Below are 23,961 nucleotides of genomic sequence, written 5' to 3'. Positions count from 1 at the left end.
TTTATGGTATTCTTGTCCATAGATTTCTCCTTATAATTGGGATTTGGACAGGACAACCTACCTTCCACCTAATTATAAGGTTTTTTTGTATCTATTTGAACTAAAAATTACCAATTATTACAAAAAATTCAATATAAATTTATGTTGAATTAGTCTTGACAAATTGATTTTTATTTAATGCAATGCTAGTGGGAATTTATAAAATTGTAAGGTTGTGTATAACTTCGTGTCTCTGTCTATCTACGTCTAGCTCCGAGCGCCAGCGACTAGTGGACTTCCCTCGCCTCCCTACGATAAGTAAACATCGGATCACTGTCGCTCTCCGTGTTTCCTTTATCTCAGTCGGCTCAGTCCAGTCCATACGTCGCTGAACGGACGCTCTGCGCTTTTCTTGAAAAATAAGAAAGTATAAAAATTTGAACCTAGTTTTAGTGTCTAGCTCCGGGCGCCATCGGCTCGAGGTCATAAGCCAATCCCCGAAGGCAAAAAACGCCTTCAGTCAGGGCTCGTCTTATGCTTGACTTGCATAGGATTTGCTGATGTCGATGTTCGCCACAGGACGTGGCGGGTTTTAATCGACGCGCCGATAGGCGGGCGCCCTGCGCTTTTCTTAATGCATTCGTGTAAATACTAGATTATGAAAGTAATTGATTGATATTGTCGATGTTTTTTGATCTGATTTGAATATTTTTGAATGATTTTGAATGAATTTGATTGATTAATGTAAGGGCTTACGGTAAAATTAAATCAGCGCTAAATTTAAAACGAAAATTAGGAAGTGGAATATTTGTTAACACCTGAACGTCATCGACTAATCCTAGAACGTGTAAATGAAAAAGAAGTTGTAAAGATCCAAGAACTAGTTGAAATAACGGCTTCTTCAGAGTCCACGATACGACGAGATCTACAAATTCTCGAAGAACAAAAGTATATAAAACGCGTTCATGGCGGTGCTTCACTTTTACAAGGTAAGCGCATCGAGCTTGGCATTCCTGAAAAATCCACCAAAAACCTTCAAGACAAAATAGCCATTTCTAAATTTGCTGCAAGTCTTGTGGAAGATGGAGATTGCATTTATCTAGATGCAGGAACAACAACTTACCAAATGATCCAATTTTTAACGGACAAGGATATTTTAGTAGTGACAAACGGCTTAACGCATATTGAGTCATTACTTGACAATAATATGTCCACCTACTTACTTGGTGGATTAATTAAGAGTAAGACGAGAGCTTTAATTGGTAGTGGTGCTCTTACCAGTTTAGAGCATTATCGATTTGACAAATGTTTTCTGGGTGTTAATGGAGTTCATTACCAATATGGTTACACAACACCTGACCCAGAAGAAGCATTAATTAAAAAGACTGCAATTCATTTATCTCGTGAAACATTTGTGCTTGCAGATTCTTCAAAATTCGGGGATGTTTCTTTCTCGAAGATTGAAAAAATTAATAAAGCCAAAATAATTACGACAGAGACTGACCCTGATGTTTTAGCGTCATATGAAGCAAAAACAAAAATAAAGGTAGTGACAGCATGATTTACACTTGTACATTAAATCCTTCAATTGATTACATTATTCAGGTCAATGAATTTCATCTTGGCGAATTAAACAAAATTGACCAAGAATTAAAGTTTCCAGGTGGTAAGGGTATCAACGTAGCACGAGTTTTAAATAGACTCGGTGTTGAATGTAGGGCATTGGGATTTATAGGTGGTTTTACAGGCAACTTTATTGAATCTTACTTACAAAGGGAAAAGATAGATTTTGACTTTATTAAAGTAGATGGTGATTCAAGAATTAATATTAAATTAAAAACTGGCATTGAAACTGAAATTAATGGATTAGGGCCAGTTATTACTAATGAGCAGTTAGAACAAATGATGAAAAAGTTCGAGCAATTAACTTCTGAAGATGTTCTTGTCCTAGCTGGAAGTATTCCAACCTCATTACCAGATGATTTGTATGAAAGAATTGCAAAGCTTTGTACAAAAAATGATGTAAAGGTAGTCGTTGACGCTTCAGGGAAAATGTTACTAAAGGTTTTAGAGCATAAACCATTCTTACTTAAACCGAATCATCATGAATTAGGGGAACTTTTTGATGTTGAAATAAACAATGCAAAAGAAGCTATACCATACGCACAAAAGTTAATCGAATTGGGTGCCGAAAATGTAATCGTGTCTTTAGCAGGCAAAGGCGCACTTTTCATTAATAAAGATATGGTCCTCCACGCAAATGTACCAAGGGGCGAAGTGAAAAATTCTGTTGGAGCAGGAGACTCAGTTGTGGCTGGGTTTATCGGAACATATATCAAAAAGCAAAACCTCGAGGATGCGTTTAAATTCGGTGTGGCATCAGGAAGTGCTACAGCCTTTTCAACAGACCTTTGTACACGCGATGAGGTTTATGGACTTAGTGAACAAATCCTAGTGAGTAAAAATAAAAGGGGGGAAGTATCATGAGAATAACAGAATTGTTGAAAGCAGATACCATTATTCTAGATTTACAAACAAGTACAAAAGAAACGGTTATAGATGAGTTAGTAAATAAATTAGACAGTGCTGGCAGATTAAATAATCGTTCTGACTTTAAAGAAGCGATATTAAAAAGGGAAGCTCAAAGTACGACAGGGATCGGTGAAGGAATTGCGATCCCACATGCCAAAACTAGTGCAGTAAAGACTCCGGCAATTGCGTTTGGACTTTCAAAGCAAGGAGTAGATTATCAGTCTCTAGATGGACAGCCAAGCCATTTGTTCTTTATGATTGCGGCAAGTGAAGGTGCTAATAATGCCCATTTAGAAACACTATCAAGATTATCTACACTTTTAATGGATGTAGGATTTAGAGAATCACTTCTAAATGCTACATCTGTTGATGAAGTATTACGTTTGATAGATGAGAAGGAAGCCGAAGTGAATCAAGAAAATGAACAGCAGATAAATACTGATATCAAGAAAACGAATTCACCTTTAATTTTAGCTGTAACCGGTTGTCCAACAGGTATTGCTCATACCTATATGGCGGCTGATTCATTAAAAGCGAAAGCAAAAGAAATGGATATCTCAATAAAAGTCCAAACGAATGGCTCAAGTGGAATAAAAAATCAGCTAACTAAGGAAGATATTGCAAACGCAATAGCAATTATCGTAGCGGCAGATACTAAAGTGGATATGGAGCCTTTTGTCGGGAAAAAGGTCATTCAGGTGCCTGTAGCACAAGCGATTCGTCGTCCAACAGAGTTGTTAGAGAAAGCAATCAATCAAGATGCGCCTATTTATCAGCGTACTGGAAAAACTGAAGATAACGAGTCGAGCGGTGGAAAGAACGAACGTATAGGATTCTATAAACATTTAATGAATGGTGTTTCAAACATGCTGCCATTTGTAGTAGGTGGCGGTATCTTAATTGCACTCTCATTCATTTTTGGAATTAACGCTTCAGATCCAAACGATCCATCGTACAATCCAATTGCAGAAGCGCTAATGACAATTGGTGGAGGAAATGCATTTGCATTAATGATTCCGGTACTAGCTGGTTTTATTGCAATGAGCATTGCTGATCGCCCAGGTTTCGCACCAGGTATGGTTGGTGGATTTATGGCAGCCGCTGGTGGAGCTGGATTTTTAGGTGGCTTAATAGCAGGCTTCTTGGCAGGGTATATCGTTGTTGGATTAAAAAAGCTATTCTCTGGTCTTCCTCAATCCTTAGAAGGAATAAAGCCAGTATTATTATTTCCTTTATTCGGTATTTTAATAACAGGATTGTTAATGATGTTTGTTATCAATGATCCTGCAAAAGCAATTAATGATGCAATGGGTACATGGTTAGCAGGAATGGGTACTAGTAACTTAGTTTTACTGGGGTTAGTCTTAGGTGGAATGATGGCTGTTGATATGGGTGGACCAATAAACAAAGCTGCATTCACTTTCGGTATTGCCATGATTGATGCAGGCAATTTAGCACCGCATGCAGCTATTATGGCTGGTGGGATGGTGCCACCATTAGGTTTAGCAATTGCTACATCTATATTTAAGAATAAATTCACGAAAGCAGAAAAAGATGCAGGAAAAACGTGCTATATTATGGGAGCTTCGTTCATTACAGAAGGTGCAATTCCATTTGCAGCAGCGGACCCTGGTCGAGTCATTCCTTCTGCTATTATTGGTTCAGCTATTGCAGGAGCGTTAACAATGATGTTTGGAATTGGATTACCTGCACCACATGGTGGGATGTTTGTAATTCCACTTGTAAACGGAAACCCACTACTTTATGTAGTAGCAATCTTGGTTGGATCTATTGTTACTGCACTTATGGTAGGATTTTGGAAGAAACCTATTAAATAATGAACTAGCATTTTCGGACTTACAAGGTAGGTCCGTTTTTTTCTTGCGTTTAGAAAACGCTGGGATGCTGCCCTATTTTACTGAGAAAAAACGGTTACGGGAACGAATGGACCGGAAGTGATGCCTATGAACCTGAAAAATAGTAATCGCCATCATCAGAGCAACTGAATGAGGCGATTAATTAGGACCTTTCATAATAATAATTATTCCTACGAATTAGTTTTATCTTTTTGATCCTTATTGCGTTTATTCCCCTTACTATTGTCGCCACTAACAAATTCACTCGCAAATTCAGCTGTCTGATTACCAGTCTTCGGTGAATTCTGATTTTTGCTACCATTGTTAAACTTGTTTGTCATGCCCTTCACCCCTCAAATGTAGTATATAAATTAATATTCCATTTCTGAAAGTAAATATACAATAGCACTAATCATTGTTTTTACTGGATATTATTTAAAATATTTCAAGGTATTTGTTTCTTTTTCTAGAAATACTATAGTATGAATAGATTATTAAGGGATGGTGTCGGTGAAAAGATGAGTACGTTTGATTGGCATAAAGAAGTTGAGAAGCAATGGGATAACCGAGCGGATTTCTGGAACCAAAATTCCGCAAATATGTGGGAAGAAGGAAGTCGTAGCACAATTATTCCATTTTTAAAAGAATTCATACAAGCTGGAACGAAAATACTTGATGCTGGTTGTGGTGATGGATATGGATCATATAAATTGGATAAAGAGGGTTTTTCCGTCATAGGTGCAGACCTATCGAGAGAGATGATTGATAAAGCTAAAAATAGGAAAGGGGCCGCCCATGTTCAATTTGTACAAGCTGATTTAACTGACCTTCCTTTTGATAAAGATTCATTTCCAGCTGTGATGGCAATTAACTCGATTGAATGGACAGCACAACCATTAACCGCGCTAAATGAAATTAAACGAATAATGAAACCAAACGGGATTTTTTGCGTAGGATTATTAGGTCCAACAGCGGGACCTAGACAAAGCGCATATAGACGATTGTATGGTGAAGAAGTCATTTGTAACACAATGATGCCATGGGAATTTCAGCAGTTAGCGCTCGAAAATGGGTGGGAGGTAATTGGTGGGCAAGGAGTATATAAAAGTGCCATAGACCAAACAAAACTAGGACAACTACCACTTGAATTAAAGCAAGCGCTTTCGTTTATGTGGCTATTTATTTTAAAGAAAAGGGATGATGAATAAGTATGAGCAGATATTCAATTGATGAATTTATTAATCAGACGAAGCAGCAGGACAAGGGAGAAGGTTTTTTTGAGCTTGAAAGGGCAAGAATGCTAGAAGTAAATTTAAATGGTCAGGTATGGGCGAAAATGGGTTCCATGGTTTCATACCGTGGGCAAATTAAATTCGAACGTGAGGGTATACTTGAACATGGTCTAGGAAAAATGTTTAAGAAAGCCCTAACAGGTGAAGGTACTTCTCTCATGAAAGCTAATGGTAATGGAAAACTATACTTAGCTGATCAAGGTAAGAAAATATCGATTTTACATCTTAATGGTGAATCCATATTTGTAAATGGTAATGATTTGCTAGCTTTTGAACCTTCAATTGGCTGGGATATAAAATTAATGAGAAAAGTAGCTGGGATGATGGCAGGAGGCCTCTTTAATGTAAGACTTGAGGGAACTGGAATGGTTGCTATAACTTCCCACTATGAACCTTTAACATTATTAGTGACACCTGATAATCCTGTTATAACTGACCCGAATGCTACAGTTGCTTGGTCAGGTAATCTTCAACCTGAGTTTGTAACGGATATTACATTAAAGACATTTTTTGGTAGGGGTAGCGGAGAGTCCATTCAAATGAAATTTGCCGGAAATGGCTTTGTTGTTGTCCAACCGTTCGAAGAGATTTACTTAGCGCAACAGCAGTAAAGGCATGTGAAAATGAAAAGAGGCTAAAGAGTATAGTCTCTTTAGCCTCTTAACTTACCCTACAGATAAAATTTACTAATCCCAATTATAAGGTGTTTCTTGATAAACATAATAATTTAACCAATTCGAGAATAAAAGATTAGCATGGGATTTCCAAGTGTGTAAAGGCTGTTGGTTTGGATCATTATTTATGAAATAATTTTTTGGAACTTCAACAGCTAAACTTTTTTCACTATCCCTTAAAAACTCTTCTTGTAAGGTGGTAACATCGTATTCAGGGTGGCCGGTAAGGAAAATCCTTTTTCCATCATCCGTTGCAACAAGACAAACACCAGCATCCTCCGAAATTGACAAGATCACAAGGTCTTTGTTTTGTTGAATATCCTCGGTCACTACATCTGTAAAGCGAGAATGTGGAACATGATATATATCATCAAAGCCTCTCACTAGTTTACTAGTTTTAACTAGTAACTGATGTGAGAATACACCTGAGCACTTTTTAGATAATGGGAATTTTCGTACCCCGTAGTGATGGTAAAGTGCAGCTTGTGCCCCCCAACAAATATGTAGGGTCGATGTTACGTTTGTTTTTGTCCATTCCATGATTTTTTTAAGTTCAGTCCAGTATGTAACATCCTCAAACTCTAAATGTTCTATAGGTGCGCCGGTAATTATCATTCCATCAAATTTTTTATGTTTGATGTCAGAAAATGTTGTGTAAAATTGTTCTAAGTGAAGCTTTGGTGTCGTTTTTGATTCGTGTGTTTCTGGGCTAATAAATGTTACGTGCACTTGCAGAGGTGAGTTTCCTAACAAACGTAGTAACTGTGTTTCTGTTTTTTCTTTTTCGGGCATTATATTTAAAATCACTATTTTCAATGGACGTATATCTTGTGTGAAGGCTCTCTCCTCATCCATAATAAAAATATTTTCACTCTCTAGAATTTCTTTCGCTGGTAGGTTGTTAGGAATGGTAATTGGCAATTAAAATCTCCCTCCAATTTTTTTATAGTCAACGTTTTTCAAACAATACAAGTTTCAATCCTATAGATTAAGTAATACCTTATTATAGGAATTTTTAAAATATTATTCAATGTTTCTGTTTGCTTATAAATTTATGAGGAATATATAGTTACTGCGGTTATCACATGGTAAAATACAAGGTGTAAAACAGTACATATAAAAACAAAATTCATGATGGGGGTCTTTACGGTGAATATATCAACCAATGTTAAGTCAGATATTGAAATAGCGCAAATAGCAACGATGAAAAAGATTAATCAAATAGCTGATGATTTATCTATACAAGAAGACGAATTAGAACCATATGGTCATTATAAGGCAAAGCTTTCTTTAGATATAGTAAAAAGATTAGAGAAAAAGGTAGATGGTAAAATAATTTTAGTAACGGCGATTAGTCCAACTCCAGCTGGCGAAGGAAAATCAACTGTAACAGTTGGTCTTGGTCAGGCGTTTAATAGAATTGGCAAAAAAGCGATAATCGCAATGCGTGAACCTTCCTTAGGTCCTACAATGGGAATTAAAGGGGGAGCAACTGGAGGTGGACACTCGCAGGTCTTACCAATGGAAGATATAAATCTTCACTTCACAGGGGATTTACACGCGATTACCACTGCTAATAATGCCCTTGCTGCATTACTAGACAATCATATTCATCAAGGGAACCAATTAAATATTGATGTCAGAAGAATCGTTTGGAAACGAGTGGTTGATTTAAATGACCGAGCACTAAGAAATGTAATTGTTGGTCTTGGAGGCCCTCTACAAGGTGTACCACGTGAGGATAGCTTTGATATTACTGTAGCTTCTGAAATAATGGCAATCTTCTGTTTGGCTACTGATTTGCAAGATTTAAAACGTAGACTTGCTAAAATTGTCGTTGCCTATAACTATGATAAAAAACCAGTAACTGCAGGAGACTTAGGGGTAGAAGGCGCTCTAACGTTACTTTTAAAGGATGCGATTAAGCCAAACCTAGTACAAACTCTTGAGCATACACCGGCAATCATCCATGGTGGACCGTTTGCAAATATTGCCCATGGCTGCAATAGTGTTATTGCTACCAAAATGGCAGCGAAACTAGGAGATTATGTAATCACTGAAGCTGGCTTTGGAGCTGATTTAGGAGCAGAAAAGTTTTTACACATAAAAGCTCGTTCTGGTGGAATTAAACCGGAAGCGGTTGTTATTGTAGCAACGATTCGTGCATTAAAAATGCATGGAGGTGTTCCAAGGAATAACTTAAAAGAAGAAAACGTTAAAGCACTAAATAAAGGAATAGAAAATCTGCAAAAGCATATCGAAACAGTGCAAGCCTTCGGTTTACCATTTGTGGTAGCTGTAAACCGATTTATTACAGACACAAAAGAAGAAGTAGATACACTCTTGAATTGGTGTTCAATGAATCAATTTCCTGTGTCCCTAACAGAAGTCTGGGAAAAGGGTGGCGAAGGTGGAGTGGATCTTGCTACTAAGCTAATAGAAGAAATCGAGAAAGGGGATAATCAATTTAAACCTCTTTACGAGTTATCAGACTCAATCGAAGACAAGATTAATTCGATAGCTACAAAAGTGTATGGTGCAGACGGGGTAGAATACTCTGCAAAAGCCAAGAAACAAATCGCAGAGTTTGAAGGGGAAGGTTGGGGCAATTTCCCAATATGTATGGCAAAAACCCAATACTCTTTATCTGATAACCCGGCTCTTCTTGGTAGACCATCTGGTTTCACTATTACAATTAGGGAACTTAAACCTTCAATCGGTGCAGGGTTTATCGTTGCATTAACAGGCGATGTCATGACTATGCCAGGTTTACCTAAACTTCCTGCTGCCTTAAACATGGATGTTGATGAGAATGGCAAAGCACAAGGGTTATTCTAAAATACTTCTTTTTAAAGGATTTGTTTATTTGTGTTTGACCCTACTATTTTCGATAATCTAAAGGTTGTCATTGAAGGAGAAGTATATGATCTCGACCTAACGGGTGACTTTTTAGTGACGAACCGAAGTGATAGTATTGATATTGCGAATAAATGAAAGGGTGCAGTAATTGCATCCTTTTCTTAATAGCTTAAAATTTTCTTTACTTGCTTTAGGCTGTTCGATACTATAAAATTATGGTAATTTATCGACAATTTCGAATATAATGCACAACTTATCATAGGTATGTATATGGCCATGTATGTGGTCTTTTTTTAAAAGATAAGAAAGTATAAAAGTTTGTACCTAGTTTTAGTGTCTAGCTCCGGGCGCCCTGCGCTTTTCTTATTAACGGGAGGGATTCAAATGGGAAAATTTGAAAAATTAAACTTAAATATCGATTTTCATTATAACAGATTTGTAGATACATAGTGAAAAGGTAACGATCTAATATTTAAAATAAAATTCGAGGGGATACTATATATGAATCAAATTGAAAAACAACGGATTGAAATCGTTGAATATAATGATGACTTAGCAGGTGCTGTAGCTGAAATGTGGAATGATAGCCGGGATGGATGGGGAGGAGATTCACAAAAAACAACGGCAGAAAAGGTACAAACGCAGGAAGCTAACTCTAGTAATCTTCATCTTTTTCTTGCTAAAGAAGGTGAAAAGGTTATCGGCTATTGTAGTCTTAGCGAATACAGAGAAGATGAAGGTGCTTTGTATATTCCGTTGTTAAATGTTCGCCCTGATTATCATGGCAAAAAGATTGGTAAAATGCTTGTCCAAAAAGCGATTGAGAGGACTGTTGCGTTAGGATGGCCGAGATTAGATTTATATACATGGCCTGGAAACACGAAAGCTGTTCCCCTCTACAAAAAGTGTGGCTTCTTTTGGGAAGACCGTGATGACACAACTCATCTGCTAAACTTTATGCCAACTGTTTTACAAACAGAGGCTGTCTCTGAATTTTTTGAACAAACTAATTGGTACGATTCGAGTAGTAGAATAATAGAGGTAAAGCCTGACGGGATCAAGGAAAATGATTTCACCTTTTATCAATACTCTTGGGAGAATGAAGGCAATCGTTTGAGCATGGAATTCGAACGAACGAGCCGTGGACTAAGACTAATTGAAACAGCAGAATATTTAATAAGAGCAAGGATAGATCATTTTTCTCTGGTAGCAGGCAATGATTATAAAATAACATATGACATTGAAAATAAAAGTAAACACCCGCTCAAAATATCATTTGAAGGGGTAAACCATAAAGAAATTATGTTTGATTTTAAAAAAACGATTACTGTTTCTGACTCTTTAAGCTTAGATGCAATTTTCCATTTAGGAGAAATTGATGAAGAACAAAGTAATTGGCGCACACATCCATCAGTTATAACAAAACTGAGCATCAATGGAAAATCAGCTTTTTTTAAGCTAGGAGTACTACCGAAAAAACCAGCTAAAATTTCGCCCACTCTGCAAGGCAGGCAGTGTTATATCGACAAACACGCTACATTTTATTTGAATATTGAAAATAACTTTACTGAGACAGCAATATTTAATTTTGAACTTCCTACTACTAAAATGGTAGACATTACTCAGCCATCCATTTCGGTAGAAGTAAAAGCGAAAGAAAAGGTATCACTTCCAATACACTATAAATTAAAGGAATTCGGCTTCTATAGTCCTACTATAGATATAGAAACAGTAAGAGAAAGTGGTATAACGCAAACGTTTACCAGCAAGGTTAGTATCGGTTTTTCAGGTCTTGGAGCGAAGTTTACGGGAGAAACAGAGGATTTTTGGCATGTGTATAATGGCTTGTATAAAATGTCGCTTAGTAAATTTGATAATGATCTAATAATTGATAGAATTACTTCAAATGCACCTAAAACGATAACAATGTACCCAAAGTTGGGAAAACCGTACTCAAGTGAGTTTTCTAAAAAGAGACCTAAAACGGTCGATTTCATAACAAATGGTAATTCAGTCACTATTCGAGCTCTATATAATTCAACTGATTTTAACAATCTCAACCTTACAATTGTTGCTAACCTTTATTCAGAGGGAATTATGGAACAATACTATGAAATTTCTAATTCCACAGGTCATCATCAATGCAACGAAGCTTGGATAATACAGCCGGTTTACCACCAATTAAATAAGCCTGTTTTCCCTATTGAGCATGAAATAGTAAAAAGCGATGACCCAGTCCAGACAAAATATGGATATTGGAATAGCGGGAAATTCACGGAAAACTGGTTATTTTCCAGGTATAGTTCTTATCCACACGGAATCTGTTGGCCAAAAGAAGCCAGATTAAACTTTGAATCTTGGTATTTCTATTTAGAGCATAAAGTAGAGAATTTGGGCGTTGAAGAGGTCGTTAAGACGAAGCCAATATTTGTTTCGGTTGGTGCGTACCAGACGTGGCAGGAATTCCGGGAATTTGCCATGCAAACTGAAGAGAACATTTTAAGTGGCACTGTAGAGCCTGTGCATTTTTCAGTCAATGATGATAATCCAATTTGTTTGTCAGATCATCTTCTAATAAAATTGCGTGACTACCGAACCAGTCCAATTAATGGCTTAATCCATGTTTCTACAGAGAACGAAATTTTGTTTACTAAACAGTATGACAAAAGCTTAAACATAAGTGAAATAAGTGAGAGTGTTAGAAATGGTTCTATGAAACCTATTGATATGATTCATTTACACGCAAAGATAAATGGTGCTCAGTTCAAAAAATCAGTAGTCGTTTTAACTTCACAGTCAGGCGGAATTGTGCAGTACGATACGAGCGAGAAAGATGGTAAACAGGTTCATACTGTCCACAATGGAGTCATTGAATTTAAAGCTGCTCCAGCATTCTTCCCAAGTATATTCTCCCTAAAAAAAGATGGTGTCCAATGGTTAGATGCATCCTATCCATCCCTGTCACCGAAATCATGGTGGAATCCATGGTCAGGAGGAATTAAGAGTATATTTAATGATATTAGTAATAATTCGATAACAAAAGAGTCTTCAAGTGCTGAATTTATTACTACTCAAGACCAGCATAAGAATTTGTGGTCAGGCATAAAAATTGAAACTACCTATAGTAGTCATGAAAAATATACAGGTATTCTAGTAGAACAATATTTCATAACGTTACCAGGTGTTCCGCTTTTATGTCACTTCTCAAAAGTGATTCAAAATACAGGCCATTATTTAAAGGATAATAAATGGTTAACAGATATATATCTTAAACCAAGTCATAAATTGGAGCGTTGTTGGGTTAAGGATGAATCTCTACACAATGACAATTATATTTTTGCAGGTAAAGGAGAATATTCAGTTCAACATGACGATATTAGTGGTGTTGGCTCGACCGATCAGACTGATATGTTACAGGTTGTAGTCCCTAATAACATAAAAAATAACGAAACATATCTAAATAAGGAGGTTATCATGCGTCAGATTGGACATAAATTTGACCTGAAAGATGGAGAAGTTTTTACTACTGCGCCAATCTTCTTTATGATTAATGATGAATTGTTACCGGTTTCAGCGTTTGAACAACTGAAAAGAATTTCGTTTTAAAAGGTGGAAAAACATGAAAATTATTGATGCTCATATGCACTATTCAAACATTAAAAGCTTCCATACAACCGCACGAGAGCTATCTAAGGTAGATTATTCATATGACGGTATAATAAAAGAGTATGAGGAATGTGATGTCATATTAGGGATTGCCATGGGTTTAACTGAAACAAATGGTATGGGCTTTCCTGATAACGAAACAACAACTCCGATGGGAATTGACCTTTCTGAAGTGATACCATCAAATATCGTTTATTGTGCTGGTGTAAATCCTTTTGACATTAACGAAACGACACTTCACAAGCTTGAGAAGGAGCTCCAATTACCGAATGTCGTTGGAATTAAAATATATCTAGGCTATTATCCATTTTACGCATATGACGATGTGTATGAACCGGTTTATAAACTAGCCAAAAAATATAGCTTACCAGTTGTGTTCCATACAGGTGATACTTATTCTGAAAGAGGCCTATTAAAATATTCTCATCCGCTTGCTTTAGATGAGGTAGCAGTGAAGCATCGTGATGTTAATTTTATGATGGCTCATTTTGGGGATCCATGGGTGTTAGATGGAGCAGAAGTGGTCTATAAAAATTCTAATATGTATGCTGATCTTTCAGGATTAATTGTTGGAACTGAAGTAGATGTGAAGCGTCATCAAGAAACTAGGTTTTTTGATCATTTACAACATGCACTTACCTATTGTGATAACTATGATAAATTTTTGTTCGGTTCTGATTGGCCGCTAATACCGATAAAGCCATATATCCAATTCATTAAGAATATAATACCTGAGCAATATCATGATGATGTATTTTATAATACAGCTTTAAAGGTTTTCCCGAAAATTGAGAAGTACATTGAAACACGGTAGTTTTACCGTGTTTTAGGTGCTTTAAAGTAGCTTATTTCGAAAAATTCTAATAGTTATGTAGTAGAAACATAAAAAATATAATAGAATAATAGAAAAAGGGGTGTTTATATGGTACGGGTTGCATGGGTAACTGATAGTACAGCTTATCTAGATGATCGTATTAAAGAACGGTTTGACGTATATACAATTCCTATGACTATTATTTTTGGAACTGAACAGTTTCAAGAAGGAGTCAATATTACCCTCGATCAGTTTTATAAAAAATTAAAATCAGCTCCAATACCACCTAAAACGTCACAGCCGTCTGTTGGAATGTTTGTTCAGTTATATGAAACATTACAAGCAGAGTATGATCATATCTTTTCAGTACATGTATCTAGTAAGCTAAGTGGAACTGTTTTTTCTGCATTTCAGGCCTCGGAGCTTGTAAATATCCCGGTAACAGTGATTGATTCAAAGATTTTAACATACCCAATGGGTGTTATGATAAGAGAAGGAATTCGACTTCATGAAGAAGGTAATAGTATTGAAGCAATCGGTACATATCTAGAGAAGATGGCAGTACGTAATGAAACATATGTACTAATAGGAAGTTTAGAACAGTTACATAGAAGTGGTAGAATGAATAGTGCACAATTTTACCTCGGAAGTTTATTAAAGATAAAACCAATCATTTCACTAACTGGAGGTAGTCTTACAGTTGTTGAAAAAGTTAGGTCTGAAAAGAAGGCGACGGCCCGAATTGTAGAAATGTTTGAAAAGGCATATAATAATAACTTGATAAAGGAAGTTTACCTATTATATGGACTACGTGATGATAAGGTAAAACTACTTATGGAAGAAATTAGGAAGTTTGCTGAAAATGTAGAAATTAAAATTTGTCCTTTAGGTACAGCGATAGGGGTTCATGCTGGTGAAGAAACAATCGGCATCAGTTGGTTTTGTCCTACGCCTAAGGAGCATTAAGCCCCCCTCCTTAAAAAATTGGTAAAGGTTCACATTATAAGTAAACCAATTTATGTTGTTGTAAAAGAATTAAGGAGGAATAACCTTGTTTCTAAATGTTCGATCAATATTTAAAACCACAATGGAAGATTGGGAAATGATGAGTAAAACGTACGATGATGAAGGTGCGCATTGGGCTGAGAGGTTTGAGCATCACTTTTACTTGTTCATTGAGGAATTAAAAAAATGGTTCAATACATTAGAAAATCGACCACAAACCGTTGAAGAGGCTGAGGAACTTCCCGAAATAAAAGAACTCATTGAAGAAATACCTGGTCCATTGCAATTAAACTTTCTAACAGAGCTAGAAGAAATTGTTGATCAAACCGAAACGCAGCGATTTGATTAAGATTTATTTTCTTAAAATATAAAGTACCTCATTTTGTGAAATAGCTGTCACTTCCAATAATTCATAGCCAATACTAAAGTATTGTGCGAGTGTTTCGGCACAATTTTCATTAGGTAATTCGGTAGGAGCATGTAAGCTTTTAGCAATTTCTAAAAACTTATTTAAATATGGATTACATCTTATAATAACGACATGCCGACCATACCAAGCTGTACCAATTTCCGGCCGGATAGACCAATTTCGATAACCATACATATTTTTCACCTCATTTATAAGGCTGAGAACAATCTCAGCCGCCTTCTTTATCAACCACTAATTAGAACCCTAGTTTAGCTACCCAATTTTTACTTTCATCTTATGCTTTCCGAGTCAATTTTGCTATTTACATGAGTAAGAAATCCACAATTGCCTAGTTAACATGGTAAAATAAAAATACTAATTTAGTGAGGTAATGTAATGGACAGACATGATATGATTGAAAATACGGAGTTTTTCGTTCGAAATATATTGCAAAATGACAGCAGTGGTCATGATTGGTGGCATATTTTTCGAGTGAGAAATATGGCTGTAGAGCTTGCTAGGAAGGAAGATGCAAAACTACTTATTGTCGAGTTAGCGGCTTTATTACATGATGTAGCTGATGAGAAGCTAAATAGTGATGAACAAGCAGGCATAAACAAAGTAATCCAATGGTTAAAAAAATTGAACCTTAATGAAAATGATAGTAACCACATTATAGAAATTATTAAAACGATGTCCTTCAAAGGTGGTCATGGTGAACCTATGACAACCTTAGAAGGTAAAATTGTACAAGATGCTGACCGTCTTGATGCAATTGGTGCAGTTGGTATAGCAAGAACATTTGCCTATGCAGGTTCCCGTTTAGATCTTATCTATGATCCTTCCATACCTGTTCGAAGAAGCTTAACAAAAGCTGAATATAGAAATGGAACAAGCACAGCAATAAACCATTTTTATGAAAAATTACTAAAGCTTTCAGAATTAATGAATACCAAATCCGCTAAAGAGATTGCAATGGAACGACACCGTTTTATGGAAGCTTATTTAGACCAATTTTATAAAGAATGGAATGGAACAAAATGAAAATGTTAACAATCGAAAATTTGTCGAAAAGCTATGCCGAAAAATTGTTATTCGATAATGTGTCATACAGTATAACGGATAATGAAAGAATTGGCATCATAGGTGTTAATGGTACTGGAAAGTCTACTTTTTTAAAAATAATTGCAGGGGTAGAAGACTCAGATTCTGGAATTATTTCTAGTTCGAAGGGCTATACCATTAGCTATCTAGCACAGCAACCGGAGTTTAATGAAAATAATACGGTACTTGAGCAAGTGTTTTTTGGAGATACCCCATTAATTCGATTGTTAAGAGAATACGAAGCTGTTCTTTTACAACTTGAACATGATCCAGCAAACCCAAGTGTTCAAGATCTGCTATTTAAAGTACAACAGAAGATGGATGCCGAAAATGCGTGGGAAGCTAATTCTAATGCAAAGGCAGTCCTAACAAAATTAGGTATAACAGATTTTTCAAAGGTTGTTGGTGAGCTTTCAGGGGGACAAAAAAAGCGAGTGGCAATGGCGCAATGCTTAATCCAAACTCCTGACCTGTTAATTTTGGATGAACCGACAAATCATCTAGATTATTCAACCATAAAATGGTTAGAAGATTATTTATCTAGATACAACGGAGCATTATTACTCGTTACCCATGATCGCTATTTTTTAGATAGAGTAACAAATAGAATTTTAGAAATAGATCAAGGCAATCTATATAGTTATACCGGTAATTATGGTGATTTTTTGGAAGCAAAGGCGTTAAGAGAAGAGCAAGAACAGGCGAGTGAGTCAAAACGTCAAAATTTATTTAGAAGAGAGTTAGCTTGGATAAGACGTGGTGCAAAGGCACGGACAACAAAACAAAAAGCACGGATTGATCGGTTCGAGGAACTTGAAAAAACGAGTGGTCCTGTTGATAAGGAAAAAGTTGACATCGCTATTGGTGGAAGTCGTCTTGGAAAAAAAGTAATAGAATTAAAGGATGTTTCAAAAAGATTTGGAGTTCGAACTGTTTTAGACAACTTTAGCTTTCTAATTAAACCAGGTGATCGAATTGGAATTGTGGGTAACAATGGAAGTGGAAAATCTACACTCCTGAACATGCTCGCGGGAAGAGTGGGTGCTGATAGTGGAGAGGTCGAAGTAGGACAAACGGTTAAAATGGGTTATTATACACAAGAGAACGATGATATGGACGAAAATAAACGAATGATTGAATATATTAAAGAAACGGCAGAGGTGATTCGAACCTTAGAGGGAAAAGTAATATCAGCTTCACAAATGTTAGAGCGATTTCTTTTTCCTGTCCATACGCATGGTACACCAATTAGAAAACTCTCAGGTGGAGAAAAGCGGAGATTATATCTCCTAAAAGTACTTATGTCTGAGCCGAATGTATTACTCTTAGATGAACCAACCAATGATCTTGACACTCAAACACTTACAGTATTAGAAGATTATTTAGAGGAATTTCCTGGAGTTGTTATAACGGTATCACATGACCGTTATTTTCTAGACAAAATTGCAAAACAGCTGCTTACTTTTAATGAGAATGGAAATGTTGGTCATTATTATGGTGATTATTCTGACTATTTAGAGCAATTGGACCTGTCGATAAAAGAGAGAGAGCCTAAGCAAGAATCTAAAGTGGTTGCAGATGAAAAACAGACAAAGAAAATAAAATTAACCTATATGGAACAAAAAGAGTGGGGAGAAATTGAAGGGAAAATAGCTGTGCTTGAAGAAGAGTGTGTCGAAATTAATAAGAAAATTGAGCAAGCGGGTAGTGATTATGAGAAGGCACAAAGCCTATTACTAGAACAACAAAGTAAGAGTGAGGAGCTTGAATGGCTAATCGAACGTTGGACAGAGCTTTCTGAAATAGTTGAAGGTAATTAGAAAATTGTCATAAAATAAACCCGAATTACGCTATTTTTATGACATGTTTCCTAAGTTGTAAAAATGGAAACTGCTAATGGTCTATGATAGAATCTAGAATTATAACCCAGAAAGATACAAATTTTTAAGGGGCTGATAAAAGTGAAGATTACTTCAATAGAGCCGACTCCAAGTCCAAATACAATGAAGATAAACTTGGATCAAGAGCTTCCAGGTGGGAAAAGTAATAATTACAAAAAAGAAAATCGAGAAGAAGCTCCAAAACTTATCCAAGATATCATGTCAATTGAAGGAATCAAAGGTGTATATCACGTTGCAGATTTTTTAGCAATTGAACGAAATGCAAAGTACGATTGGAAGGATATATTACCAGAAGTTCGCAAAACATTTGGTGAAGACGTTGAGAGTATGAACGGAGAAAATCGAAGTTCAAGCGATTATGGCGAGGTTAAAGTATTCGTTCAAATGATACATGGTGTACCGATGCAGGTTAAACTAAATGATGGCAATGAAGAGGCTCGGTTTGGTCTTCCTGAGCGCTTTGTAAATGCTGTAATAGAGGTTCAAAAAAACAGTGAAAATGTTGTAAAGGAACGGACTTGGAATGAGCAGGGGGTTCGTTATGGGAAATTAGATGAAATAGGTAAGGAAGTTGTAGAGGAACTTTCTGCAGCATACAGTGATGACCGATTAGACAGACTTATTAAGAACTCATCAAGAGAAAAAGATTCAATTGTTGCTAAACGTGCAAGCTATAAGGTGACAATGGAGATGTTAGCTAATCCAGACTGGACCAAAAGATATGCCACACTAGAACAAATGGATCCAAAAGAGGATGATCTTCCTGTTTTAGAAAATGCACTATTTGATGAAAAGGCCTCGATTCGCCGTTTGGCTACTGTATATTTAGGGATGATAGAAACACCCAAAGCCCTCCCGTTGCTATACCTGGCATTAAAGGATAAATCAGTAACGGTTAGAAGAACGGCTGGAGATTGTTTGTCCGATATCGGTAATCCAGATGCGATAGGACCAATGGTTGATGCGCTTCAAGACCGAAATAAACTTGTCCGCTGGCGTGCCGCAATGTACTTATATGAAGTTGGAGATGAAACCGCACTCCCTGCACTAAAACAAGCGCAAGATGATCCGGAATTTGAAGTGAGCCTACAAATTAAACTTGCAATTGCACGTATTGAAGGTGGGGAAGAAGCAAAAGGCTCTGTTTGGAAGCAAATGACAGAAAGCCGTAATGAAAATAAATAGAAATAAAAAGACAAGGCTATTCTTATGAATAACGGGTTCTCTTTAAAGGTGCAAAACAGTAAATCACAATGCAAATAGGGTGCGAAATCATAGTGATTTTCTCACCCTTTTTTTTTTTGCTAGATCAATGTTTTTTTGCAATTTAACATATAAAATCGCATGATAAAAATAACTATTTGCGAATAGCAATTCTCTATCTGATAATTGCTATTCGCAAATAGATGTAAATTACTATGTTGAATTATGTATAAGATCGGATTATCGGAAATTTTGGCTCTATTATAACTAAATGCTGTACTTACCGTGTTTAAATAAAATTCCGTTTAAATTGGTAAATACGCATATTTTCCTAAAAATAAGGGAAGTTTTTCCGTTTATATTATCCAAATCCTTGGATTTTGTCTTATTTAGAGCAGTTAATCGGAATATCTCCGCTTATATCTGCATCTTAAGCCTCCACTATATACATTAGCAGGAAATTCTCCGCCTATGAATTCTTATTCCTACACGAAATTCAACAATGAATAATAACAGAGCCTTGATTTTAAGGACATTATTTATAAACCTTAAACACTATAAATTTTTGGGTTTTATTTAGGTTTAACGAAATATAAAAAGCATGGCGAATTGCCACGCCTTTTTGTAAGTTATATACCCTGTTTTTCACCTTTTGCACTAAAAGGGAACCCGTTATTCTTATGAATAGTTTGTCTTTTTAAAGCTCTTTGGCGCCCCCGCTTTTCCTAATCTGCTGGTCTAAATTGTAGGGGAGTTAGATCTTCTGTAATAGTTGAAAATGTATAGTCCTGATCGTCTAATAACTTGATAATAAGCTCTAGCGCTTCACTAGTTACTTTTTTATCATGAAATAGGATGACAGGTGTAATGTTTTTTTTGGCTAATTGTGCTAATTGTGTTTCCACACTGTTTTTCACTTGGTCATCGCTTGTTAAAGTCCAGTCCTCGCTATCTATGTTCCAGTCCCACATGATAAATCCAGCGTTATTGATAAGCTCCCTATGAGATTCTTTCATATAAGGGTAGCTTCCAAAGGGGACGCGAATGAGCTTTGAAGTATTCCCAGTTACATCAGATAAGCTTTGATTACAACTAAGTATTTCATTAAGGGTTGTGTTTGGGGTTGCATAAAATTGTGTAACATCATGGGTTACACCGTGACATCCGATTGCATTTCCTTCACGAACGATTCTCTTGACAATCTGAGGATATCTATCAATATTATTTTTTAGTGGAAAAAAAGTTGCCTTTGCCTGGTTTTCTAGTAATGTATCAAGTATTTCTTCAGTATATTTCGTAGGGCCGTCGTCAAAAGTTAAATAAACATTCTTTATTTCTTCTAAGGCATTTGACTCTGTTATAGCAGCTAGTGCCTTTTTAGCGGGGCTGGTTTGATTTGTTTTTAATATATTTACACTAGGTATTACCCGTTTTTCCTGTGCGGTCACAGTTAAAACAATTGCGTTTTTAAGAGTGGATTGGTTATTTATGATACCTCCTAATTCATAGGAACCAAGAAATAACAAAAAGGTCAGGACTGTTATCAATGTATAGAGGTGAAAGTATCGTTTTATCATAGGAGTAAGTATGGAGTTTCACCCTTTCTATCTTATAATCCTCTATTAATATAGTATATTTTTCGTAAGATAGATAGAGTTTTTTGGCAAAATTAGTAGAAAAATGCCTTTATTCAAACGAAACTAGGATTATGCACTTACTCATTGTTTGATTTTTTTACATAGCTTATAGTATGCTCTAAGTGGTAATTCTATTTTTTGGAGGGATATTTAATGTCGATGGCATATGAAGAATATATGAGACAAATGGTAATTCCAATGAGACAAGAACTTGTGCGAGCAGATTTTAAAGAACTAACTACGAGTGAAGAAGTAGAGGCATATATGGAGTCAGTAACTGGTACAACATTTGTTGTTATCAACTCAGTTTGTGGCTGTGCAGCAGGATTAGCTAGGCCTGCAGCAACACAATCCGTTTTGCAAAGTGATAAAAAACCTGATAACTTAATAACAGTATTTGCTGGACAAGATAAAGAGGCAACAGCAAAAATGAGAGAATACTTTGCTGGCTTTGAACCATCTTCACCTTCAATGGCTGTATTAAAAGGTAAGGAAGTTGTTCACTTTATACCAAGACATGATATTGAAGCTAATTCAATGGAAGCTATTATGGAAAATGTAATAACAGCTTTTAATAAATATTGTTAACATTAATGGGTGTCTTTGACATCCATTTTACTTTTTTACCCCGCATTAACGGGCAGTAAGACCTCCACTTCAAATCTTTGCGAATTCGAAGAAGTTTAAGTGGGGGAAATCAAGAGGGGGAATCGGGTTCGTCCGAGCGCTTCCTCTAAACGAGGATTAGTCCTCGTATGAACGGGGTAACAGCCCGTAAAAGCCCGATAAGTTCAACTAACCCTCAGTTGGGGATGAAAGAAAACCCCCACTGAGGGAAGTTTACTTTATCTTTATAGGACGAAAAGGTGATAAACTTGATTGTTACTACTGCAGGAAGAACGGATTCGCATATGATAGAGCAGGCCAAAGGTATTGCAAAAGATCTTGAATCAACCTTCATAGTTAGAAATAAAACGTCAATATCAGAACTTCAATCCCGAATAAATGATGATGTTTTAGTAGTTGGAAAAAGTCGATTGGAATTGTACGTTTTAAATGGAAAAGAACCCCTATTCTTTCATCCTAATTCTGCTATGTTTCGATTAAAACGGATAATAAGAGGAGAGGATGATCCTTTTTTAGAGGCAACTAAATTGCAAAAAGGGATGACGTTTCTTGACTGTACAATTGGTTTAGGTTCAGATTGTATTGTTGCTAGCTTTATTACAGGTCAAACTGGATCTGTTATTGGGATAGAGGGGAATCGATATCTTTCCTATCTGGTTGCTACTGGTCTAAAAACGTGGGACACAGGTATACCTGAAATAAATGCAGCAATGCAAACTATAGAAGTAATCTATTCAGAGCATCTTGATTATTTAAGGTCTTCTGCATCTAACAGCATTGATGTAGTATACTTCGATCCTATGTTTGAAGAAAATATAGCAGAATCTAAGGGGATAGAGGCTTTAAAGAAAGTGGCTATTTACCGTGATTTATCTTTTGAGATTATAGAAGAGGCAAGGAGGGTAGCTAAAAATAGAATTGTTTTAAAGGATCATTGGAAAAGTGAACGATTTATTAAATTTGGATTTAAAGTGAACAAAAGAAAAACATCAAAATTTCATTTCGGTGTACTAAATCTCTTATGAGGCTTTTCTAGGTTGGAGCTAATTCTATTATAATAATGGTTTTGATTGGACAAGGTAAACCTATGGAGGTGAAGAGAATGCCTAAGCGTCATAAAGATCCTTCAAAGGTAGGATTAAGTGCACCATCTGTTGAAGGTCAAGGGACTACAAGTAAAGAATACGACAATGTATCAAAAGATTCAGCTAGAAGAAAAACAAAAAGAAAATAATGAAAAAAACTCGTAGAACTTCTACGGGTTTTATTTCATTATCTGTGTAGAACTACTTGCTTACCTTGTAAGGGCAACTAGGCAGTCGCCACTTTATAAATGGTTTAATCTGCTATATTTAAGTAAACTAAGAATCCTAACGTAACAAAACTTGCAACTGCAAAAAACCAATCCATCCACCCTCACCTCGCATCATAGTTGTTTATCTTTATTTTACCAAATTGTGAATACTTTATGAACATATTATCAAACTATATTTAAAAAAACCAGATTATCTTCATTTCGTAGTATATATAGTGGATAATAGGTTCAAAGCTAAATTTTAGATTTCTGCTTCTACTAGAAAGAAACTTGTTAAAAATATTCTGGAAATGTGATAAAATAGAATAAATAATTTTTTATCTAGATTCTTTTACTAAAATTATTCCACTTGTTTACATAGCATTTGAAGGGATGAAATACCATGAAAAAATGGTTAAGGAAAGCGCTCGTAGTAACTTTTACGATTATGACGTTTGGATTAGTCACACCACCTTCGGCATTAACGATGGAGCAGACAAAGCCAGACGAACCATTAAAGCCAGATTTAATTGAAAGACATTCGTCACAGTCTCAAAGATTTTCTATAGAAAATCTTGAAAAGGATAGTACATCAGATTTTGTTGACTTTGCTATTAACCAAGCTGAAATATTATCTTTAGAAAAGTTTGGGAAAAAAATTGGACCTGTTATTGAAGATGAGTTTAGATCTGTTATATTACCACGTATTGAGGAAGTAATTTTATCTATATCTGAATTGTATCCTTATGAAGCTGTAAATAACTTAGTTATAACTGAACAACCTACTGGTGGAATAAGTGAGAAAATTTTTCATATCTATGATAAAACAAGTGGAAAAGATACTATTCGTTTTCACGTCAGACGTGACAACCCACCGCAGGAAGGGTTTTGGTTTAACTTTCATTACCACACCCACCATGATGCTTTTCAAGCTCATCACGAACTAGGTAAGATATACTGGGCTAAAAATACCCCTCCACAGTGGTTGAGTTAAAACCTTAGGCGAGAGTGAGCGTTGTAGGCTGCAACGTGGATACTGTATCCTAAACGTTGTGATTACTTTAAAGTATCCATTTGAGTTTACAGATTAGCGTTCGATACTTTAGAGA

The 23,961-nt window shown here is 36.0% G+C and carries 22 protein-coding genes; 18 read left to right on the top strand and 4 right to left on the bottom strand.

Translation table 11 applies throughout. The annotated features are described in order from the left end of the window. Positions 1 to 787: 787 nt before the first annotated feature. The 3 genes from PY093_RS03400 to PY093_RS03390 are packed head-to-tail and all read left to right on the top strand — an operon-like array spanning position 788 to position 4,349. Positions 788 to 1,540, top strand: a complete 753-nt coding sequence (locus PY093_RS03400; protein WP_275644455.1) for a DeoR/GlpR family DNA-binding transcription regulator — start codon at positions 788 to 790, stop codon at positions 1,538 to 1,540. Further along, positions 1,537 to 2,466: a 1-phosphofructokinase gene (gene pfkB / locus PY093_RS03395; RefSeq protein ID WP_275644454.1), complete on the top strand. Its 930-nt coding sequence runs from the start codon at positions 1,537 to 1,539 to the stop codon at positions 2,464 to 2,466. The genes PY093_RS03400 and pfkB overlap by 4 nt, the downstream gene beginning before the upstream one ends. Further along, positions 2,463 to 4,349 carry a PTS fructose transporter subunit IIABC gene (locus PY093_RS03390; RefSeq protein ID WP_275644453.1) on the top strand — a complete coding sequence of 629 codons (1,887 nt, stop codon included), beginning with the start codon at positions 2,463 to 2,465 and terminating at the stop codon, positions 4,347 to 4,349. The genes pfkB and PY093_RS03390 overlap by 4 nt, the downstream gene beginning before the upstream one ends. Positions 4,350 to 4,558: 209 nt before the next feature. On the opposite strand, the gene PY093_RS03385 is transcribed toward PY093_RS03390, so the two are convergent. Continuing rightward, positions 4,559 to 4,708 carry a hypothetical protein gene (locus PY093_RS03385; protein WP_275644452.1) on the bottom strand — a complete coding sequence of 50 codons (150 nt, stop codon included), beginning with the start codon at positions 4,706 to 4,708 and terminating at the stop codon, positions 4,559 to 4,561. Positions 4,709 to 4,885: 177 nt separating this feature from the next. On the opposite strand from PY093_RS03385, the gene PY093_RS03380 reads away from it, so the two are divergent. Together PY093_RS03380 and PY093_RS03375 are read left to right on the top strand one after the other, a co-directional pair. Then, the gene (locus PY093_RS03380) at positions 4,886 to 5,575 is read left to right on the top strand and encodes a class I SAM-dependent methyltransferase (RefSeq protein ID WP_275644472.1); all 690 of its coding nucleotides are present in this window, start codon (positions 4,886 to 4,888) and stop codon (positions 5,573 to 5,575) included. 2 nt (positions 5,576 to 5,577) lie between these two features. Beyond that, a complete protein-coding gene (locus PY093_RS03375) occupies positions 5,578 to 6,270 on the top strand; it encodes an AIM24 family protein (protein ID WP_275644451.1) in 693 nt (230 codons plus the stop codon). 75 nt (positions 6,271 to 6,345) lie between these two features. On the opposite strand, the gene metA is transcribed toward PY093_RS03375, so the two are convergent. Beyond that, the gene (gene metA, locus PY093_RS03370) at positions 6,346 to 7,254 is read right to left on the bottom strand and encodes a homoserine O-acetyltransferase MetA (protein WP_275644450.1); all 909 of its coding nucleotides are present in this window, start codon (positions 7,252 to 7,254) and stop codon (positions 6,346 to 6,348) included. Between the two features lie 228 nt (positions 7,255 to 7,482). Here metA and PY093_RS03365 point away from each other — a divergent pair, with 228 nt between their 5' ends. From PY093_RS03365 to PY093_RS03340, 6 genes are all read left to right on the top strand, one after another. Further along, positions 7,483 to 9,171, top strand: a complete 1,689-nt coding sequence (locus PY093_RS03365; RefSeq protein ID WP_275644449.1) for a formate--tetrahydrofolate ligase — start codon at positions 7,483 to 7,485, stop codon at positions 9,169 to 9,171. A 30-nt stretch (positions 9,172 to 9,201) separates the two neighbouring features. Next, positions 9,202 to 9,327 (top strand): hypothetical protein, encoded by a 126-nt coding sequence (locus PY093_RS03360; RefSeq protein ID WP_275644473.1) that lies wholly within the window; start codon positions 9,202 to 9,204, stop codon positions 9,325 to 9,327. A 366-nt stretch (positions 9,328 to 9,693) separates the two neighbouring features. Next, a complete protein-coding gene (locus PY093_RS03355; protein WP_275644448.1) occupies positions 9,694 to 12,798 on the top strand; it encodes a GNAT family N-acetyltransferase in 3,105 nt (1,034 codons plus the stop codon). 13 nt (positions 12,799 to 12,811) lie between these two features. Beyond that, positions 12,812 to 13,672, top strand: coding sequence for an amidohydrolase family protein (locus PY093_RS03350; protein WP_275644447.1), 861 nt, complete (start codon positions 12,812 to 12,814; stop codon positions 13,670 to 13,672). A 108-nt stretch (positions 13,673 to 13,780) separates the two neighbouring features. Beyond that, positions 13,781 to 14,638 (top strand): DegV family protein, encoded by an 858-nt coding sequence (locus PY093_RS03345; RefSeq protein WP_275644446.1) that lies wholly within the window; start codon positions 13,781 to 13,783, stop codon positions 14,636 to 14,638. A gap of 85 nt (positions 14,639 to 14,723) precedes the next feature. After that, positions 14,724 to 15,026, top strand: coding sequence for a hypothetical protein (locus tag PY093_RS03340; RefSeq protein WP_275644445.1), 303 nt, complete (start codon positions 14,724 to 14,726; stop codon positions 15,024 to 15,026). 3 nt (positions 15,027 to 15,029) lie between these two features. Here PY093_RS03340 and PY093_RS03335 read toward each other — a convergent pair whose 3' ends face one another. Further along, entirely contained in the window at positions 15,030 to 15,281 is a 252-nt protein-coding gene (locus tag PY093_RS03335) for a hypothetical protein (RefSeq protein WP_275644444.1), read from the bottom strand. A gap of 201 nt (positions 15,282 to 15,482) precedes the next feature. Between PY093_RS03335 and PY093_RS03330 the strand changes: the two genes are divergently transcribed. From PY093_RS03330 to PY093_RS03320, 3 genes are all read left to right on the top strand, one after another. After that, positions 15,483 to 16,130 carry an HD domain-containing protein gene (locus PY093_RS03330; protein WP_275644443.1) on the top strand — a complete coding sequence of 216 codons (648 nt, stop codon included), beginning with the start codon at positions 15,483 to 15,485 and terminating at the stop codon, positions 16,128 to 16,130. Then, the gene (locus tag PY093_RS03325; protein ID WP_275644442.1) at positions 16,127 to 18,010 is read left to right on the top strand and encodes an ABC-F family ATP-binding cassette domain-containing protein; all 1,884 of its coding nucleotides are present in this window, start codon (positions 16,127 to 16,129) and stop codon (positions 18,008 to 18,010) included. Before PY093_RS03330 ends, PY093_RS03325 begins: the two co-directional genes overlap by 4 nt. A 141-nt stretch (positions 18,011 to 18,151) precedes the next feature. Next, a complete protein-coding gene (locus PY093_RS03320; protein WP_275644441.1) occupies positions 18,152 to 19,276 on the top strand; it encodes a conserved virulence factor C family protein in 1,125 nt (374 codons plus the stop codon). A 743-nt stretch (positions 19,277 to 20,019) separates the two neighbouring features. Here the strand turns inward: PY093_RS03320 and PY093_RS03315 are convergent. Then, a complete protein-coding gene (locus PY093_RS03315) occupies positions 20,020 to 20,820 on the bottom strand; it encodes a polysaccharide deacetylase family protein (protein WP_275644440.1) in 801 nt (266 codons plus the stop codon). 264 nt (positions 20,821 to 21,084) lie between these two features. Here PY093_RS03315 and PY093_RS03310 point away from each other — a divergent pair, with 264 nt between their 5' ends. From PY093_RS03310 to PY093_RS03295, 4 genes are all read left to right on the top strand, one after another. Next, positions 21,085 to 21,519, top strand: a complete 435-nt coding sequence (locus PY093_RS03310) for a BrxA/BrxB family bacilliredoxin (RefSeq protein ID WP_275644439.1) — start codon at positions 21,085 to 21,087, stop codon at positions 21,517 to 21,519. A 278-nt stretch (positions 21,520 to 21,797) separates the two neighbouring features. Next, a complete protein-coding gene (locus PY093_RS03305) occupies positions 21,798 to 22,583 on the top strand; it encodes a class I SAM-dependent methyltransferase (protein WP_345774214.1) in 786 nt (261 codons plus the stop codon). A 77-nt stretch (positions 22,584 to 22,660) separates the two neighbouring features. Next, positions 22,661 to 22,792 (top strand): YuzL family protein, encoded by a 132-nt coding sequence (locus PY093_RS03300; RefSeq protein WP_275644437.1) that lies wholly within the window; start codon positions 22,661 to 22,663, stop codon positions 22,790 to 22,792. 463 nt (positions 22,793 to 23,255) lie between these two features. Next, positions 23,256 to 23,846 carry a YpjP family protein gene (locus PY093_RS03295; protein WP_275644436.1) on the top strand — a complete coding sequence of 197 codons (591 nt, stop codon included), beginning with the start codon at positions 23,256 to 23,258 and terminating at the stop codon, positions 23,844 to 23,846. Positions 23,847 to 23,961: the final 115 nt, after the last annotated feature.

Origin of the sequence: Cytobacillus sp. S13-E01, from assembly GCF_029193815.1 — a bacterium.
Taxonomy (GTDB): domain Bacteria; phylum Bacillota; class Bacilli; order Bacillales; family Bacillaceae_L; genus Bacillus_BV.
Note: the sequence above shows the minus strand (reverse complement) of the source record. Positions and strands in the feature narration are given on the sequence as shown.